Here is a 16,603-nt window from a genome sequence, read left to right on the forward strand (position 1 = left end):
CGGACCGGATGGGGCACTCCTGAAAGGGGAGGGGCTCAGCGGGCGAACGGGTACGAGAACGCGCCGAGATCCGGGTCGTTGAGCGGTGTGCCCGACCACAGCCAGTCGTAGGAGAGGTCGGACTCCCCGTCGAAGTTCCTCAACTTCTCGTCCCTGGCCCGCTGTTCGGGGCCGTCGGGCAGGTGGTAGAAGGTCTTGTTGCGCAGCGATGCGTCCTGGACCATGCCGGCGTGCTTGGCGCGCCGGTCGACGTAGCGGCGCAGGGCTCCCTCGACTCCGGCGGACGTGACCGCGCCGAGTTCCTCGGCCAGTACGGCGGCGTCCTCCATGGCCTGCGAGGCGCCCTGGGCCTGGTAGGGGAGCATCGCGTGGCAGGCGTCGCCGAGGAGGGCGACCCGGCCGTCGGTCCACACCGGGTCGCGGCGTCGGTGGTGGAGAGCGAAGACGGAGACGTCCTCTTTGGCCTTGGACAGCATGGCCGGTACGCGGTCGTCCCAGCCGGGGAAGGCGTCCACGAGGTCCTGTGCGGTCGCGGAGACGCTCCACTTCTCGGCGACCTCGTCCGTGCAGGGCACGCAGGCCACGACGTTGAGGTACTCGCCGCCGCGGATCATGTAGTGCACGAGGTGCCGGTCGGGGCCGTACCAGATGGTGCTCTGGAAGCGGTCCACGAGCCAGCGCGTCGCTGGGTCGGCGGCGATCAACTCCCCTGGGATCAACGCCCGGTAGGCCATCTCGCCGGAGAACATCAGGGTGTCGGGTGCGCCCATCAGGTCGCGGGTCCGCGAGCGGATGCCGTCGGCCCCGACGAGCACGTCACCGGGGTACCGGCGCCCGTCCTCGGTGATCGCCACGGGACGTTCGGGGTCGGTGCGGTCCAGTTCGACGACCTTGCTCGCGGTGTGGACGTCCACGACGGGGCCGGGGCCGGCGGGGTCGACGCACGCGTCCAGGAGGACACGGTGGAGATCGGCGCGGTGGTAGTGCCAGTACGGGGCGTTGAACTGGTCCTTGCAGCGCTGTCCCAGCGAGGTCAGCCCGACGATCCGGCCGTCCTTCCACCGCCGCCGCACCTGGTCGAGCGGCTCGGTGTGGATGGCCTCCATCTGCGGGCGCAGCCCGAGCCCCATCAGGACGCGGCTCGCGTTGGGCGCTGTCTGGATGCCCGCGCCGGCCTCGCCGAGTTCGGACGCCTGCTCCAGGACGGTGACCCGCAGACCGCGCTGCCGCAGTGCCAAAGCGGTGGTGAGCCCGCCGAGACCTCCTCCGACGACGGTGACTTCGTACGACTGGCTGGGCGCCACACTTCCTCCAACTCGCGTGCGGGTACGGGTGGTTCACGGGTGACGACCGGCGCGGTCAGCCGTCGGTGAGCTTCCCGGCGGTGACGACCTCGACGTCGTCGACCGTGACGGTGCAGCCGCGCATCGCGATGTCGAGATGGGCGTACGACTCACGTCCGAGGACCGGGTGCGGGCCAGTCGACCAGAGGAAGTTGCCGGCGAAGGCGCGGGCGTCCATGCCCATCAGGTCGTCCTTGCCGTACATCGCCGTGGCGAACCAGTCGGCCGTGCGCATCAGACCCCACCCCATGTGGGAGAGGCTGCGCGCCCACTGGTCCCGGGCGTCCTCGAAGAACGTCGACAGCAGTTCGGCCTCGGCGCCGCCGGACACCTTCTCGATGTGTCCGCCCGCGATCTGCAGGGTGACGGGGGAGCGGACGTACTCCTTGAAGGGCAGCAGGATGTCGCCCTCGGCGAGCACGATCTGGCCGTCGGAGATCTCGGGCCAGCACAGCACCATCGTGCTGGGCCAGTGGTCCCAGCGGCCGGGATCGTCGGCGAAGCCGCACTGGAACTCCGGCTTGGAACCGGCGAGTTGGACGGTGAGGTCGGTGCCCGCGTCCGAGGTGACCCGCATGACGGACGACCGCTTCAGCAGGTCGACGCCCTCCAGCACCTCCGCTTTGTCGTCCTCCTTGGGCAGGTTGCGGATCAGCACGTCGGGGGCGTCGCAGACGAAGATGATGCGGGTGCCGGCACGCAGGATCTCCTGCTGGACCGGTGCGTGGATGAAGCCCTCGCGGGTCAGGTCGACGACCAGGTCGGCCGACTTCAACAGGTCCTGCGCGGTGCTGTCGTTGAGGACGGAGACCAGCCCGGGACCCGCACCGGTGTGGGTGCTCGGCATCGGCGCGGGACTGCCGCCCGGCACGGTCGCGGAGATGACGTGCGCTCCGCACGCCTTGGCGGCGCCGAAGGCGGCGGCGACGTAGTCACCTCGGCTGCCGGGCTCGGACAGCACCACGACGTGCTCGTCGTTGCGCAGCTTGCACAGCCGCAGCTCACGGGTGAAGGCGTCGAGCAGATCGACGGACGAAAGATCGAACACGGGCTTCTCCAGGTATCGCCGAGGGGTACCGATCGCGCTCTTCGGCGGGCTGCGGGCATGCCGCGGACACGCTCCGGGCGCGGTGACGGAAGGGGGAGCGAAGAGAGGGAGAGGGGGAGGGGACGAGGGGGAGGGACGGGGCGCGGAGGCAGGGTGAACAGGCCCCGCGGTGCATGGTTGAGCAGCGGATTCGGGACGGTGGGGTACCGCCCGACAGAGATAATCCGAGCACGTACTATCTCTGCTTGGCAAGGGTTCGCGCGCCGAGTTAACACGGTTATTTCATGACGAACCGTCAGAGAAATCGCGAATGTGCGACCTGACCTCGGCTTCGCGTCCCGAGCGCTTTCGAGGGCTTGTCACGAGGACGCAGGGCCGCACCGCATAGCAGGGCATGCGACTGTGGCGGGCCCGTCGGTCGTCGGGCCCGCCACATGGCGTCGTCGGTGTGCGGTCGCGGTCAGGCCGCCCCGTCGCGCAGGGCCGGCAGGGCGGCCGAGGTCAGTTGCCGTGGCGCGTTGTCGGGTTCGACGAGGACGACGGTGCAGGTGGCCGCGTGGGTGAGGGCGGTGGTGAAGCTGCCTTCCGCGAACTGGGTCAGGGGGCCGTGCGGCGAGCGGCCGACGGCGATGGCGCGGGCGCCCGTGTCGGCGGCGTGCCGGGCCAGTACACGGCCGGCCGCGGAGTGGTCGCCGACGCTGGTCAGGATCTGGCCGGTCGCCGGGACGCCCTGCTCGGCAAGGCGGTCGAGGTGGGCGGTCACGGCGGCGCGGGCCTGGTCGGACGTCTCCGTGTCGGCGGCCAATTCCTCTACCACGGCGGTCAGTTGGACGTGGACGACCTCCAGCGGGCTGTGCGTGTCGCGGGCGAGCCGGGCCGCCGCGTCGACGATGGCGGAGGCCTGGTCATGGGCGGAGACGGCGACGACGACCCGAGGCGTGCTCGCGCTCGCGGGCTTGCCGACCGGGATGAGGGCAGGCGCGACCGACTCGCCCTCGGCGGCGTGCTGTTCGGCCTCGTGGAGCAGGTTGTGGCCGCTGGCCAGGACCGGAATGGCCAGGAGGAAAGTGGCGGCGCCCAGATAGAACGGGACGCTCAGATCGGTGGCGTCGGCGAGCTTGCCCGCCACGTACGGCGCCAGGCCGCCGCCGATGAAGCGCAGGAAACCGTACGCGGACGAGGCGACCGGCCGTTCCACCGGCGAGACCAGCATGACGGCCTGGGTGGTCAGGGTGTTGTTGATGCCGATGAAGGCGCCGCTGACGATGACCGCCACGATGACGACGGTCGGCGTGGCGACCCCGGCGGCGATCACGGCCATCACCACGGAGAGACCGGCCAGATTGACGTACAGGACGGGCGCGGTGCCGTAGCGCGCCTGGAGGCGTGGGGCGAAGAAGACGCTGAACGCGGCCACGAGCAGTCCCCACCCGGTGAACACGAGACCGAGCTGATGGGCGCTGAGTTCCATGGGGTAGGGGGCGTAGCCCAGCATGGTGAAGAAGCCCCAGTTGTACAGCAGCGCCATGATGCCCATCGTCAGCAGACCGCGGTGACGCAGCGCCTTCAACGGCGCGAGCGGCGAGGTGACCCGCTCCGGCTTGGGCAGGTCCGGCACGAACACGGCTGTGGCGACGAGTGCGATGGCCATGAGGACGGCGACGCCGAAGAACGGGCCGCGCCAGCTGATGCCGCCCAACTCGCCCCCGAGCAGCGGCCCTACGGCGATGCCGAGGCCCAGCGCCGTCTCGTAGAGGATGATCGCGCCACCGAAGCCGCCGCTGGCCGAGGCCACGATGACGGCCAGGGACGTGGCGATGAACAGGGCGTTGCCCAGCCCCCAGCCTGCGCGGAAGCCGACGATGCCGTTGATGGAACCGGAGGTGCCGGCCAGGGCGGCGAAGACCACGATGACCGCCAGGCCTATGACGAGGGTGCGCTTGGCGCCGAAGCGGCTGGAGAACCAGCCCACGAACAGCATCGCCACCGCCGTCACGATCAGGTAGCTGCTGAACAGCAGGGAGACCTGGCTCGGCGTGGCGTGCAGGCTGTCGGCCAGCGCGGGCAGGATCGGGTCGACGAGACCGATGCCCATGAAGGAGATGACGCAGGCGAACGCGACGGCCCAGACGGCCCTGGGCTGCCGGAACGGGCTGGCGGCATTTCCGTGTGGTGCGCTCATGTGTGCTTGTCCTCCAAGGAGTTGAAGGGGGATGAGGAGACGTCAGGAACGGTCCTGGCGGTCCTGGATCGCGCGGGCCAGTGCCGGTAGGGCGATCCGCACGGCCTGCTGTTCCGGCTCGCTCAACTCCGCGATGAGCAGGTTCAGGGCGTGGGCGCGTTCGGCGCGCCGCTGTCGGGAGACCTCCAGGCCCGTGTCGGTGACCTCCACGAGTACGCCCCGGCCGTCACTGCGGTCCGCGGTGCGCCGTACCAGGTCCGCGCGCTCCAGCCGGGTGACGAGCTGCGTCATGTTCGGCTGGGTCGCGCCCTCTGCCCGGGCCAGATCGGTCAGCCGGCACGGGCCCTCACGGCCCAGGCGTCCGAGTACGGCGGAGGCGGCCATGCTCAGACCGCCGGTGACGGCGCTCTGCCGGACGTAGCGGACCATCCGCTCGACGGCGATGATCAGGTCCTCGGGTGAGGCTTCGGGGACCGCTGGCATCGCTGGATCCATAACCCGCTTATACATAACGACATTATGCACTTACGTGTAGCTTGAAACAAGATGCGCGGGGTGACGCGTGCTGATGCGGGGTGAAAGGAACCGGCGGCTGCCGGACAGTACGGGTTGTGGAATCCATGACGGAACAGGAGGCGCGCCGGATGCGGCGGGCGCGCTTCGAAGGACTGGCGCATCTGGTGGTGGAACCGCTGCACCGGTATCTGCTGCGGAGGACGGGCGCCGACATGGTCGAGGACGTCCTGTCGGAGACGATGCTCGTGCTGTGGCGCCGGCTCGACGATGTCCCCGGGCTGGGGGCGGGCTCCGAGGCCGATCCCGGTGACGTGCTGCCCTGGTGCTACGGGGTGGCACGCGGGTGCCTGGCCAACGCCCGCCGGGCCGACGGGCGCAGGCTCCGGCTCGTGGAGCGGCTGGTCCGCAGCCAGGAGGAGACTCCGGCGGGGGCCGCTGATCACAGCGAGCTGCATGCCGCGCTCGATGCCCTCGGGGCGCTGGACCGCGAGGTGGTGCGGCTGTGGGCGTGGGAGGGGCTGGCGCCGCGGCAGATCGCGGAGGCGACCGGGATGACGTCCAACGCGGTGAGTATCCGGCTCCATCGGGCGAAGGCGAGACTCGCCGACCGGCTGGGGCGAAAGGATGCCGAACCGACCGGACACAAGAGGGATGAAGGAAGGAGCAGTCAATGAATGACGACGAGTTGCTGGCCCGGCTGAAGTCCGCGGACCCGGCGCTGACCGGAATTGCTCCGCCGCCCGACATCGACCGCCTTGTGGAGGACACCTTGAACACCGACACCGCGCTTCAGTCCGCGACCACCGCCGCCGGCATCGCGACCGCGGGATGGGGACGCCGCCATCTCTTCGGACTCGCGGCGGCCGGACTCCTGGTACTTGGCGGTGTCGCCGGAGGGATCATGGCCAACAGCGGCAGCAGCAACGGTCATTCGGCCTCGGCCAAGTCCGCGGTCCCGGCCGGCGCGCTGCGGCTCACCGCCGAGGGTGGCTCCGGCAAGTGCATGCCGCCCGGCGTCGACACCCTGGGCAAGTACCCGACCCTCTTCGAAGGAACGGCCACGTCCGTCAAGGGCTCGACGGCGACTTTCCGCGTGGACCGGTGGTTCAAGGGCGGCGATGCGGAGACGGTCGTCCTCACCAGCGACACCGAGGTCTCGGAGACGCTGACGTACACGGAAGGCGGGCACTACATCGTGGGCGCCAAGGACGGCTTCGTCCCGATGTGCGCCGCGATCGAGGCCTCGCCCGAGGACATCGCCAAGTTCCGCCAGGCGTTCGGGAGTTGACCCCGCCCGATCACGAGGGGTCGTCCAGCAGGCTCCGGGCGAACTCGTGCGCCGGGTCCGCCAGGGTGTGCCGGAGCGCGGCGAAGAGGTCCGCCGCCGTTGTGCCGGACCACGTGGCGGGAAGGAGGGAACTGGGCAGACCCGGGTCGAGATAGGGCAACCGGCGCCAGGCCGTGAGGACATGGACGTAGTCGATGAACGCGGCCTGGTCCGACAGCCCGTTCCTGCCGGGCCCGGACCAACGTCCGGCCATCGGGGTGAACTCGGCGACGAAATCGTCGTAGAGCTTCTGGAGTGCCTCCAAGTCCCACCAGCGGCCCACCTGTTCGGCGGGGTCACCGAAGGCCACGTAGTCGCCGCGGAAGAGGTCGACATACTGGTCCAGGCCGTGCCGGAGCAGGTGGTCGCGGGTGTCGTCGAGGGCGTGGGCCGGGGCGATCCAGATCCCGGACGAAACCGTGCCGAAGCCCAACCAGGCCAGCCGGGACCGGAGTTGGTGCCGGTGCTGGCGCTCGCTCTCCGGCACCGAGAAGACGGCGATGACCCAGCCGTCGTCGGTGACAGCATGGCGTTCGAAGATACGGCGGTCACCGGTCTCCAGGACGGAACGGGCGTACGGCGAGAGCGCGTAGCCCGCACGGCCGTCCCGGCGCTCGGCCACCAGGATCTCGCGGCGCTTGAGCCGGGAGATCGACGACCGGACCGCTTGAGCGTCGACGTCGAGTTCGGCGAGCAGGCGGATCAGAGTGCTCACACTGACCCAGCCGCCGACCTCGCGCGCGTAGAGCCCGTACACCGTCACGATCAGGGATCGCGGCGGTGCGGGCTGGCCCGGGCTGTCGTCTTCGAGATCGCTTGCCGTCACGATCGTAGTATTTCAGTGCGCCCGTACGGCGTCGGATTCCGCCCGGCCGCCCAGCGCGGCACGCCAGGCGGCCGGCCAGGGCGCGCTGCCGCCGGTCGCCTTGTCGGGGACGTGCACGGTGACATAACTGCCCCGGGCGGCACGGCAGTTCGGCTTGCCGTCCACGGTGGTCCGCCACACTTCGAAGCCGAAGGTCATCGAGGACCGGCCGAGGCGGATCAGCTCGACCCGCGTCTCGACCTCCTCGCCGAACCGGATCGACGCCTCGAACTCCACTTCGTAGCGGACCCTCGGCGCCACCGGGAAGTAGTCCGGGATGTCGTACGCGCGCATCAGCTCCGCCTCCGCCGCCTCGGCGAACCGGACGACGGTCGTGTTGTGGTAGATCCCGGCCGCGTCGGTGTCGATCCACTCCACCCGGGCACGGTGAACACCGAAGGGGCCGCTCATTCCGCCGCCCTTCCCGGGGTCCAGCGCAGGTGCACGGCGTCCGGCGGGGTCTCGCGCAGCAGCGCGAGGCGCGGGCGGACCGCGTCGGTCCGTGAGGTGGGGGGCTTGCGACGACCGGCCGCGAACTGCGTCGGCCAGTCGGCACCCGGGCCGCGGTACTCCTGCTCGGCGGCCGCCTGCAGCGTCCACTGCGGGTTGTAGAGGTGAGTACGGCCGAGCGCGCACAGGTCGGCACGCCCGGCGAGCAGGATCGAGTTGACGTCGTCGTACGACGAGATCGCTCCTACGGCGATCACGGCAGCCCCCGCGGGAGCGGCGACCTCGTGCCGGATGCGGTCGGCGAACGGGGTCTGGTACGAGCGCCCGTACGCCGGCTTCTCGTCCTGGGTGACCTGACCGGACGACACGTCGACGGCAGCCGCGCCGTGCGCGACGAACGCCCGCGCGATCTCGACCGCGTCGTGCTCGGTGTTGCCGTCGGGGGTCCAGTCGGTGGCGGAGATCCGCACCGTCACCGGGCGGTCGGCGGGGAACGCGGACCGTACGGCGTCGAAGACCTCCAGCGGGAAGCGCAGCCGGTTCGTGAGGTCGCCGCCGTACTCGTCGGTGCGGTGGTTGGCGATGGGGGAGAGGAAGGAGGAGAGCAAGTAGCCGTGGGCGGCGTGTACTTCGAGCAGGTCGAATCCCGCGTCGGCGCCCCGGCGGGCGGCGGACACGAAGTCGGCTACGACCGCGTCCATGTCGGCCCGGGTCATCTCGCGCGGTGTGTGGCAGCCCGTGCCGTAGGGCAGCGGGGACGGGCCCATGACCTCCCAGTTGCCCTCGGTCAGCGGCTCGTCAATGCCCTCCCACATCAACCGAGTTGAGCCCTTGCGGCCCGAATGGCCAAGCTGGAGACCGATCTTCGCGGTGCTGCGGGCGTGCACGAAGTCGGTGACCCGGGACCACGCGTCGCGCTGGGTGTCGTTCCACAGGCCCGTGCAGCCCGGGGTGATGCGGCCATCGGGGGAGACGCAGACCATCTCGGTCATGACCAGGCCGGCGCCGCCGAGCGCCTTGGAACCGAGGTGGACGACGTGGAAGTCGTCCGGTACTCCGTCGATCGCGGAATACATGTCCATCGGCGAGACGATGATCCGGTTCTTCAGCTCCAGGCCGCCGATGGCGAACGGCTGGAACATCGCCGGGACCGACTCGGGGAGTCCCTGGGCTTCCGCGAAGCCGCGCTCGATGAGGTCGGCGAAGGCCGGGTCGCGGTCCTTGAGGTTGTCGAAGGTGATCCGGCGGGACCGGGTGAGCAGGTTGAAGCAGAACTGCGCGGGGTCCTGGTCGGCGTACCGGCCGATGTTCTCGAACCATTCCAGGGAGGCCTGGGCGGCTCGCTGGGTGGACTCCACCACCGGGCGGCGCTCGGTCTCGTACGCCGTCAACGCCTCGTCCACGGTGGGGTGTTCGTGCAGACATGCGGCGAGCGCGAGGGCGTCCTCCATGGCGAGCTTCGTACCGGAGCCGATGGAGAAGTGCGCGGTGTGGGCGGCGTCGCCGAGCAGGACCACGTTGTGGTGGTGCCAGCGCTCGTTGCGGACCGTCGTGAAGTTCAGCCAACGGGAGTTGTTGGTAAGGAGGTTGTGCCCGGCGAGCTCGTCGGCGAAGATCTCGCGGATCCGGTCCACCGACCGCTCGTCGCTCACGCCCGGCGGGAACTGCGTGCCCTCCGTCGCGTCGAGGCCGGCCTTGCGCCACACGTCCTCGGCCATCTCGACGATGAAGGTCGAGCCGGAGTCGGAGTAGGGGTAGCCGTGGATCTGCATGGTCCCGAACTCGGTCTGCTTGACGAGGAATTGGAATGCTTCGAAGACCCGGTCGGTGCCCAGCCACATGTACTTGTTCGTCCGCTGGTCCAGCGAGGGGACGAAGGCGTCGGCGTACTTGGTGCGCACGGCCGAGTTGATGCCGTCGGCCGCGACCACGAGGTCGTAGGAGCCGCGGAGTTCGTCTATTTCCGGGGCGAGGGTGCGGTAGTGCACGGTGACGCCGAGTTCGGCGGCCCGCTCCTGGAGGATGTGCAGCAGGTCCTTGCGGGCCATCGCCGCGAAACCCTGGCCGCCGACCGTGAAAGGGTGTCCGTCGAACTCGATGTCGATGTCGGTCCAGCGGGCGAAGCGGCTCTCCATCGCGTCGTGCACGACGGTGTCCGCGTTCTCGATGCCGCCGAGCGTCTCGTCGGAGAAGACCACGCCGAAGCCGAAGGTGTCGTCGGGGGCGTTGCGCTCCCACACGGTGATCTCATGAGTGGGGTCGAGCTGCTTCATCAGCGCGGCGAGGTACAGCCCACCAGGCCCGCCGCCCACGATCGCGATCCTCATGCCTGGTTCTCCTTCTCGACGATCCGACGCAGCAGGAAGTGCTGAAGCTTTCCGCTGGTGTTGCGGGGCAGCGCGTCGCAAAACCGCACCGCCCGTGGGTACTTGTACGGCGCCAGGTGCGCTTTGACGTGGTCCTGGATGTCCTTGACCTTGGCCTCGTCGCCGACGACGCCCTCGACCAGGACGACGAACGCGCAGACGACAGAGCCGCGTTCGGGATCGGGCTTGGCGACCACGGCCGATTCGACGACGTCCGGGTGGGTGTTGATCGCGGACTCCACCTCGGGACCACCGATGTTGTAGCCGGAGGACACGATCATGTTGTCCGTGCGGGTGCGGTAGTAGAAGTAGCCGTCCTCGTCGCGCACGAAGGTGTCGCCGGTGACGTTCCAGCCGTTCACCACGTAGTTCTCCTGGCGCTGGTCGTCGAGGTATCGGCAGCCGACCGGGCCGATCACGGCCAGCCGCCCCTCGACACCGGGGCCGACCTCCTCGCCGTCCAGGTCGAGGACCGTGGCGCGGTATCCGGGGACCGGCCGTCCCGTCGAACCGGGCCGGATGTCGTCACCGGCGGCGGAGATGAAGATGTGGATCATCTCGGTGGCGCCGATGCCGTCGATGACCTTGATCCCGGTCTCCGCGCGGAGCTGCTCCCACACTTCCTCGGGTATGTGCTCCCCGGCGCTGACCGCACTGCGCAGACCGTGCAGCCGGTCCGCCTTCCCGGCCTTGAGGATCTGCCGGTACGCCGTCGGCGCGGTGGCCAGCACGGTGACCCCCGCCTCGGCGACCAACTCGGCAAGCGGTTCCGGTGCTACGGCCTCCGTCAGCAGCGCGCACGCACCGGCCCGCAGGGCACAGACGACCAGGATGCCGAGCCCGAACGTGAACGCGAGCGGGGCCGTGCACGACACCAGATCGTCGGGCCGCAGGCGGAGCGTGTGCTGGCCGAAGGTGTTGTCGATCGACAGGATGTCCCGGTGGAAGTGGGTCGTGATCTTCGGTACGCCGGTACTGCCCGAGGTGGGTCCGAAGAGGGCGACGTCGTCGGCGGCGGTGTCGACCGCGGTGAACTCGGCTGGTTTCGCGGCCACTTGGCGCGTCAGGTCGTCGGGTGCGTCGCCGCCGTAGGCCACGATCGTGAGGTCCGGCAGGACGGTGTCGCGTACGGCCTCGACGTCCGCCGTGAAGCGGTGGTCGACCAGGGCGACGGCCGGGCGGGTCTTCTCGACGACGGGGGTGAGTTCGCGGGCGCGCAGGGCCGCCATGGTGGTGACGACGATGCCGCCGGCCTTGAGGACGCCGAGCCAACAGGCCACGGCCCAGGGGTTGTTGGGGGAGCGCAGGAGCACCCGGTTGCCGGGGACCAGGCCGAGGTCGTCGGTGAGGACGTGGGCGATCTGATTGGCGCGGAGCAGCAGTTCGCCGTAGGTCCACACCTCGCCCTCCGGTGTGCGCAGGGCCGGGCGGTCGGGGCCGAAGCGGGCGGTGGGTACGTCGATGAGCTCGGTGCCCGCGTTGAGGCGCTGCGGGTACTGGAGTTCGGCGGTGGTGAACTCAAGGACCGGCCACTGGGCGCGCGGCGGGAGATGGTCACGGGCGAACGTGTCCGGATAGGCGGAGGGCGAGAGGCCCATCTGGTCCAACTGGTCCATCGGGAGGGTCCTTTCCGCAGGCCGGGGGCGGGCCGTGCAGGGATCAGGAGCTGCGTGGGAATCAAGAGCTGCGGATCAGGCCTTCCTGGACGACGGTGGCCAGGTGGGTACCGGTAGGGGTGAAGAAGCGGCCGACGGCGAGGCCGCGACCGGCGTCGGCGGCGACGGCTTCCTGGGCGTAGAGGAGCCAGCCGTCCATGGGGGCGGACCGGTGGAACCACATCGCGTGGTCGAGGCTCGCGGTGATGAGTCCCGGCAGGGCCCACGGCAGGTCCAGCACGCGGAGGACGGGTTCGAGGATCGTGTAGTCGCAGACGTAGGCGAGCGCGGCGAGGTCGCGCTGCTGGTCGGTCAGGCCGTCGACGGGACGCAGGGTGTCGAACGGCCTTACCCACACGGCCTGTTGGGGCACGCGCTCACCCTCGACCGTGAGGTAGACGGGTCCGGGTACGTGTCGCATGTCGAAGCTGCGGCCGCCGCTCCAGTACTCCTCGGAGGTGTCGGTCATCGTGCCCCGGGGCGCGGTGGTGTCGCGCAAGTACGAGGCGGAGCTGGGCAGTTCGGTGGGATCCGGTACGCCGACAGGGGGCTCGGCGGCGAAGGTCGCGCCCGGCTCGCCCGCGGCGAAGTTGGCGAGGCAGGTGTAGACGGGCTTGCCGTTCTGGAAGCCGCGGACCTGCCGGGTGGCGTAGCCGCGGCCGTCGCGCAACAGCTCGACCTCGTAACGGACTTCGGCGCCGATGTCGACCGGCCGCAGGAAGTAGGAGTGCATCGAGTGCAGCGTCTTGCCCTCGACCGAGCGCATCGCGGCGGCCGTGGCCTGGGCGACCATGTCACCGCCGTACGCCTTCGGCCACGGGCAGGGCTGGGTGGTCGCGGTGAAGGCGAGGTCGAAGTGCTCGGGCTCCACGGGGGTCAGGGCGATCGCGGCGGTGAAGACCGCCGAGGTCGGGACGGAGCGGACGCGGGCGCCGGTGGCGCGGGAGTCGGTCACGGCCGGTCCAGCCAGTCGCGCAGGTCGGCGTCGGCCACCTCGTCCAGGTTGACCACGATGTTCTCCGGGGTACGGGTCGTCATCCAGGTCAGCGGGTTGTTGCGGTCGAGGTTGCACTCGACGTGCGGCATGAAGGGTGGGACGAAGACCCAGTCGCCCTCCGCGAGGTCGAGGTAGTCCTCGAACCGTTCGCCGAAATAGATCCGGGCCCGTCCCGAGAGGACATATCCGCCGGTCTCCGCCTCACCGTGGTGGTGCGGCACCGAGCGATAACCCGACTCGTTGCTCACCTTCCCGAACCACAGCTTGGTGGCCGGCGTGTGCTGCACGGAGACACCGGAGATCCGGGTCGCCCCGGCGGACTGGCCGGTCGCGCCGACCTCCAGACCGCCGCGCGTCACGACCGGTACGACCAGGCCGGACTCGTTGGCGTACGACGCGTTGTCGCCCTCTAGGACGTACTTGGAGAAATCGGGTTCCATGATCAGCTCCTGGAGTCGGTGAGGCGGGAGTCGGTGAGGGGAAAGCCGGTGGGAGGGGAGTCCGTGAGGCGGAAGCGGTTGCGCAGGGTGCCGATACCGGGGATCTCCGTCTCGACGAGATCGCCGTCGGCGAGGAAGACCGGCGGATTCATGCCCGACCCCACGCCACCGGGGGTACCGGTGAGCACGATGTCGCCGGGGCGCAGGACCGTGAAAGTGGAGATGTAGGCGAGAAGCTCGGCGGCGTCGAACACCAGCGTGCTCGTGTTTCCGCGCTGCCGCTCGACGCCGTTGACCCGGCAGATCACCTCGACGCCCGCGACCGGGTCGAGCTCGTCGGGCGTGACGACCACCGGCCCCAGCGGGGTGGTGCGGTCCCATGCCTTGCCCTGGAACCACTGCAGCGTGCGCTTCTGCCAGTCCCGCACGCTGATGTCGTTGGCGACCGTGTATCCGGCGATGGCTCGCCCGGCCGTGTCCCGGTCCACGCGGCTGAGCTCCGCCCCCACGACGACGGCGAGCTCCGCCTCCCAGTCCAGGTCGAGCCCGGGCGGCAGGACCAGGTCGTCCTCGGGGCCGGTGAGCGTGTCGGCGTACTTGGCGAAGAGCGTGGGGTGGGCGGGCAGGTCGCGGCCCATCTCGGTGATGTGGTCGGCGTAATTGAGACCGCAGCAGACGACTTTGCCCGGCGACGGCAGGGGCAACACGGGGGTGGCGCCAGGCAGTTCGGCCCCGGCGAGGCTCGCGATGCGGTCGGCTGCCGTGGTCGCCAGGAGCACGGAGAGGTCGTAGGCCGGCAGCTCCCGCCAACGATCGCCGTCGAGCACGGCGGCCGTGGTGCGGCCTCCGTGGGCCACGGTGGCGAGCTTCATGGGCTTACTCCCTCGGGGTGGGGCGGCGGTCGGACGGCGGCCGGTGACCGGACTTCGGTATAGCGAGATTTTCACGACCGTCGAAAACAGTCAATAGATGGGCTACGCTGCTTGAGTCAGCCAGTCCAGTCCAGTCCCGCCCGTCCGACCCATCCGAGGAGCAACCAGCAATGACTCCGATCCCGGTGAACCCGCCCTCGCTCCCCGCACCGAGCGGCTACTCGCACGGCACCCTGAGCGGCAACACGCTCTACCTGGGCGGACAGACGGCCCTGGACGCGGACATGCGGATCGTCCCCGGCGGCATCGTCGAGCAGTTCCGGCAGGCGTTCGGCAACGTGCTCACGACGCTGCGGGCGGCCGGCGGTATCCCCGATGACCTGGTGAGCCTGACCATCTACCTCACCGACATCCCCGACTACCAGGCACACGGCAAGGAGATCGGGAAGGTCTGGCGCGAGCTCGCGGGGCCGGTCTATCCAGCGATGGCGGGGATCGGCACCACCGCGCTGTGGCAGCCGGAGGCGATGATCGAGATCCTGGGGGTCGCGGTGATCCCGGACGAGCGGCTCATCCGGGCGGAGGGGCGTGAGGGGGCCGGGGCGTGAAGGATCGCCGTGGGGGCGGCGAAGTGGGTCGCTGATCGTCGGCCGCGGAGGTGGGAGGGGTCGGGGCGAGGGGGGGCGGTGCGTGTTGCGTATGACGCAGTTCCCGGGACTTGGCGGATGAGGATTTCCGGTATTCCTTAAGAAGCTGTGTCACATCCTCTTTTCACGGGTCACGGGACTCGGCCTCGACACCGTCCGGCCGGTCGTGGATCAGGAACTCACACTCAGCGAAGTCGCCGCGGAGCACGCCACGGCGCTGGACGTACAGATCAGCATTCCGCGCCTGCGACGGGCGGTGCTGACGGCCGCCGCGCAACGCGAGCCCACGCCCAAGGAGTTGGAACTCATGCACCAGCTGGCCACGCTCTCCGAAGTAGAACGCCGACGCCTGATCGACGACTTCCTCGACGCAGTCTTCGAAGGCCCCCACGGCGGCGCCTACCATGCCGCAGCCCGGCGCACCATGACGCCCGAACTCCCGGACGATCCCACAGACGAGCAGGTCGGGGGCATGAATAGAGCTGGCCAAACTGTCCCTGGACCCGGACTTCCACGCCAGTGTGCGGCGCCTGGCCGAAGATCACGTATCCGACCTGACCGTCGGCGCGCGACCTCGCCCGGACATGGTCGCCATCGCCCGCGATGTCGTGGGAGAAGCCGTTGCGTGCGGCATCAGCCCGGAATCGCCGCAGGCCGGTCCTGTCGTCACGGCGCTCGCCGCCCGGTGTGCGCTCGCCTACGGCCACCCCGACGCCCGAACTGCACCGGTGGTTGCTTCACCGCCTGGAAGCCGCCAGCGATCCGCGCTGGGACCAGTACTTGCGACTGCTCGCACGGATCAACGGCTGGCCGGCCCCGGGACACCTGAATCCGCTGATCGACTGGTCCGTCGCAGCTCTGCAAATACGTGGGATTCGATGACGCCGCAGCCTCACAGCCTCGCCGGACGGCCAGACAAGGCGCCAACAGTAACTGTCGGCACATGCTCTCACCCGATGGACAAGATCACTGCACGACTGGAGGCAGACGCCACGCCGTCAGGCCCATCTCTCATACTGCGCCCCTGGAGCCGGGCGTACGCTGCCGACCTGGTCGAGCTGTACCAGGATGAAGCGCTACGCCACTGGACGAGAGCAGCCGTGAACGACGAGGCTGGCGCCGCGCGGCGGGTTCACGACCAGCAACGGGGACGGGAGGCGGGAAACCGCTTCGGATTCGCCATCGTGGAGGCCCAATCTCCTGGTATCGAGGGGCGGTTGGCGGGCCACGTGGTCCTCAAGAACGTCGCCCGGGCGTCTCGGCGGCTGAGGTCGGTTACTGGACAGCCGGGCATGCGCGTGGCCGGGGAGTGGCTCCCCGAGCACTGCAAGCGCTGACGGACTGGGCCTTCACCACCTTCGCCGGGGACGGACTGACGCACCTTGAACTCCTGCACCGTGTGGGCAACATGGCGTCATGCCGCGTCGCGCAGAAGAGCCGATATGAACTCACCACGCTCCTGCCCGCGACACCGCCCGCATACCCCCTGGCCGGTCACCTGCACGTACGGACACGCGACCTCTTTCAGCAGAGCGCTACTCGGATCCGAGGGAACGAGCTCCGATATGTCCATGACCTGCACTGAAGCGTCGCCACCACTGTCATGCGCGGCTCAGACCCAGCTGCTAACGCGCATTCCCCAGATCGGAACGCGCCGGCTACCTGCACCGAGGGCGGGACGAATGGGGCAACCTGTACATCCTCAACCTCAGACGGCTTCTGTGTCGGCCACGGGGTCATAGACCCGCCGAACCCACCTGCCCTGGTCGGCTGCTCAAGCGCCCGCCGCCACTGCGCCGGCGCACGCACCAGTACCAGCACCGTGCCACCCGCCTCCGCCTGTCTCGCGCTCCGAGCGGCACGTTCAGCTCCGCCGCCGAGTCGCAGAACGAGAC

Annotated in this window: 15 protein-coding genes and 1 pseudogene; 4 read left to right on the forward strand and 12 right to left on the reverse strand. The window is 69.7% G+C overall.

Annotated features, from left to right (window positions below):
• Window positions 1-35 precede the first annotated feature (35 nt).
• The 4 genes from ACGFY9_RS35640 to ACGFY9_RS35655 form a co-directional block, all read right to left on the reverse strand.
• Window positions 36-1,304 (reverse strand): FAD-dependent oxidoreductase, encoded by a 1,269-nt coding sequence (locus ACGFY9_RS35640; protein ID WP_393761159.1) that lies wholly within the window; start codon window positions 1,302-1,304, stop codon window positions 36-38.
• A 55-nt stretch (window positions 1,305-1,359) separates the two neighbouring features.
• The gene (locus tag ACGFY9_RS35645; RefSeq protein ID WP_393761161.1) at window positions 1,360-2,391 is read right to left on the reverse strand and encodes a hypothetical protein; all 1,032 of its coding nucleotides are present in this window, start codon (window positions 2,389-2,391) and stop codon (window positions 1,360-1,362) included.
• Between the two features lie 460 nt (window positions 2,392-2,851).
• Window positions 2,852-4,573, reverse strand: coding sequence for an MFS transporter (locus ACGFY9_RS35650; protein WP_393761163.1), 1,722 nt, complete (start codon window positions 4,571-4,573; stop codon window positions 2,852-2,854).
• A 42-nt stretch (window positions 4,574-4,615) separates the two neighbouring features.
• Complete coding sequence (locus tag ACGFY9_RS35655) at window positions 4,616-5,056, reverse strand: MarR family winged helix-turn-helix transcriptional regulator (protein WP_393761165.1); 441 nt, start codon at window positions 5,054-5,056, stop codon at window positions 4,616-4,618.
• 137 nt (window positions 5,057-5,193) lie between these two features.
• Between ACGFY9_RS35655 and ACGFY9_RS35660 the strand changes: the two genes are divergently transcribed.
• Window positions 5,194-5,763, forward strand: coding sequence for an RNA polymerase sigma factor (locus ACGFY9_RS35660; protein WP_393761167.1), 570 nt, complete (start codon window positions 5,194-5,196; stop codon window positions 5,761-5,763).
• On the forward strand, window positions 5,760-6,377 hold the full coding sequence (locus ACGFY9_RS35665; protein ID WP_393761169.1) for a hypothetical protein: 618 nt from the start codon (window positions 5,760-5,762) through the stop codon (window positions 6,375-6,377). The genes ACGFY9_RS35660 and ACGFY9_RS35665 overlap by 4 nt, the downstream gene beginning before the upstream one ends.
• Before the next feature lie 10 nt (window positions 6,378-6,387).
• Here the strand turns inward: ACGFY9_RS35665 and ACGFY9_RS35670 are convergent, their stop codons facing one another.
• The 7 genes from ACGFY9_RS35670 to ACGFY9_RS35700 all read right to left on the reverse strand — a co-directional run bounded on the left by ACGFY9_RS35670 (window position 6,388) and on the right by ACGFY9_RS35700 (window position 14,061).
• Entirely contained in the window at window positions 6,388-7,242 is an 855-nt protein-coding gene (locus ACGFY9_RS35670; RefSeq protein WP_393761171.1) for a PaaX family transcriptional regulator C-terminal domain-containing protein, read from the reverse strand.
• 12 nt (window positions 7,243-7,254) lie between these two features.
• The gene (locus tag ACGFY9_RS35675; RefSeq protein ID WP_393761173.1) at window positions 7,255-7,659 is read right to left on the reverse strand and encodes an acyl-CoA thioesterase; all 405 of its coding nucleotides are present in this window, start codon (window positions 7,657-7,659) and stop codon (window positions 7,255-7,257) included.
• A gap of 29 nt (window positions 7,660-7,688) precedes the next feature.
• Window positions 7,689-10,058, reverse strand: coding sequence for a bifunctional salicylyl-CoA 5-hydroxylase/oxidoreductase (locus ACGFY9_RS35680; RefSeq protein ID WP_393761175.1), 2,370 nt, complete (start codon window positions 10,056-10,058; stop codon window positions 7,689-7,691).
• Window positions 10,055-11,713, reverse strand: coding sequence for an AMP-binding protein (locus ACGFY9_RS35685; RefSeq protein WP_393761177.1), 1,659 nt, complete (start codon window positions 11,711-11,713; stop codon window positions 10,055-10,057). The genes ACGFY9_RS35680 and ACGFY9_RS35685 overlap by 4 nt, the downstream gene beginning before the upstream one ends.
• A gap of 61 nt (window positions 11,714-11,774) precedes the next feature.
• Window positions 11,775-12,707 (reverse strand): acyl-CoA thioesterase, encoded by a 933-nt coding sequence (locus ACGFY9_RS35690; RefSeq protein WP_393761179.1) that lies wholly within the window; start codon window positions 12,705-12,707, stop codon window positions 11,775-11,777.
• Window positions 12,704-13,189: a cupin domain-containing protein gene (locus tag ACGFY9_RS35695; protein ID WP_393761181.1), complete on the reverse strand. Its 486-nt coding sequence runs from the start codon at window positions 13,187-13,189 to the stop codon at window positions 12,704-12,706. Before ACGFY9_RS35695 ends, ACGFY9_RS35690 begins: the two co-directional genes overlap by 4 nt.
• A gap of 2 nt (window positions 13,190-13,191) precedes the next feature.
• Window positions 13,192-14,061 (reverse strand): fumarylacetoacetate hydrolase family protein, encoded by an 870-nt coding sequence (locus tag ACGFY9_RS35700; RefSeq protein ID WP_393761183.1) that lies wholly within the window; start codon window positions 14,059-14,061, stop codon window positions 13,192-13,194.
• A 170-nt stretch (window positions 14,062-14,231) separates the two neighbouring features.
• On the opposite strand from ACGFY9_RS35700, the gene ACGFY9_RS35705 reads away from it, so the two are divergent.
• Complete coding sequence (locus tag ACGFY9_RS35705; RefSeq protein ID WP_393761185.1) at window positions 14,232-14,669, forward strand: RidA family protein; 438 nt, start codon at window positions 14,232-14,234, stop codon at window positions 14,667-14,669.
• A 163-nt stretch (window positions 14,670-14,832) separates the two neighbouring features.
• Here ACGFY9_RS35705 and ACGFY9_RS35710 read toward each other — a convergent pair whose 3' ends face one another.
• Window positions 14,833-15,198, reverse strand: a complete 366-nt coding sequence (locus tag ACGFY9_RS35710) for a hypothetical protein (RefSeq protein ID WP_393761187.1) — start codon at window positions 15,196-15,198, stop codon at window positions 14,833-14,835.
• Window positions 15,199-15,664: 466 nt separating this feature from the next.
• Between ACGFY9_RS35710 and ACGFY9_RS35715 the strand changes: the two are divergent.
• Window positions 15,665-16,293, forward strand: a pseudogene (locus tag ACGFY9_RS35715) (GNAT family N-acetyltransferase).
• Window positions 16,294-16,603: the final 310 nt, after the last annotated feature.

This window comes from Streptomyces sp. NPDC048504 (assembly GCF_043200035.1).
In the GTDB taxonomy this organism is placed as follows: Bacteria; Actinomycetota; Actinomycetes; order Streptomycetales; family Streptomycetaceae; genus Streptomyces.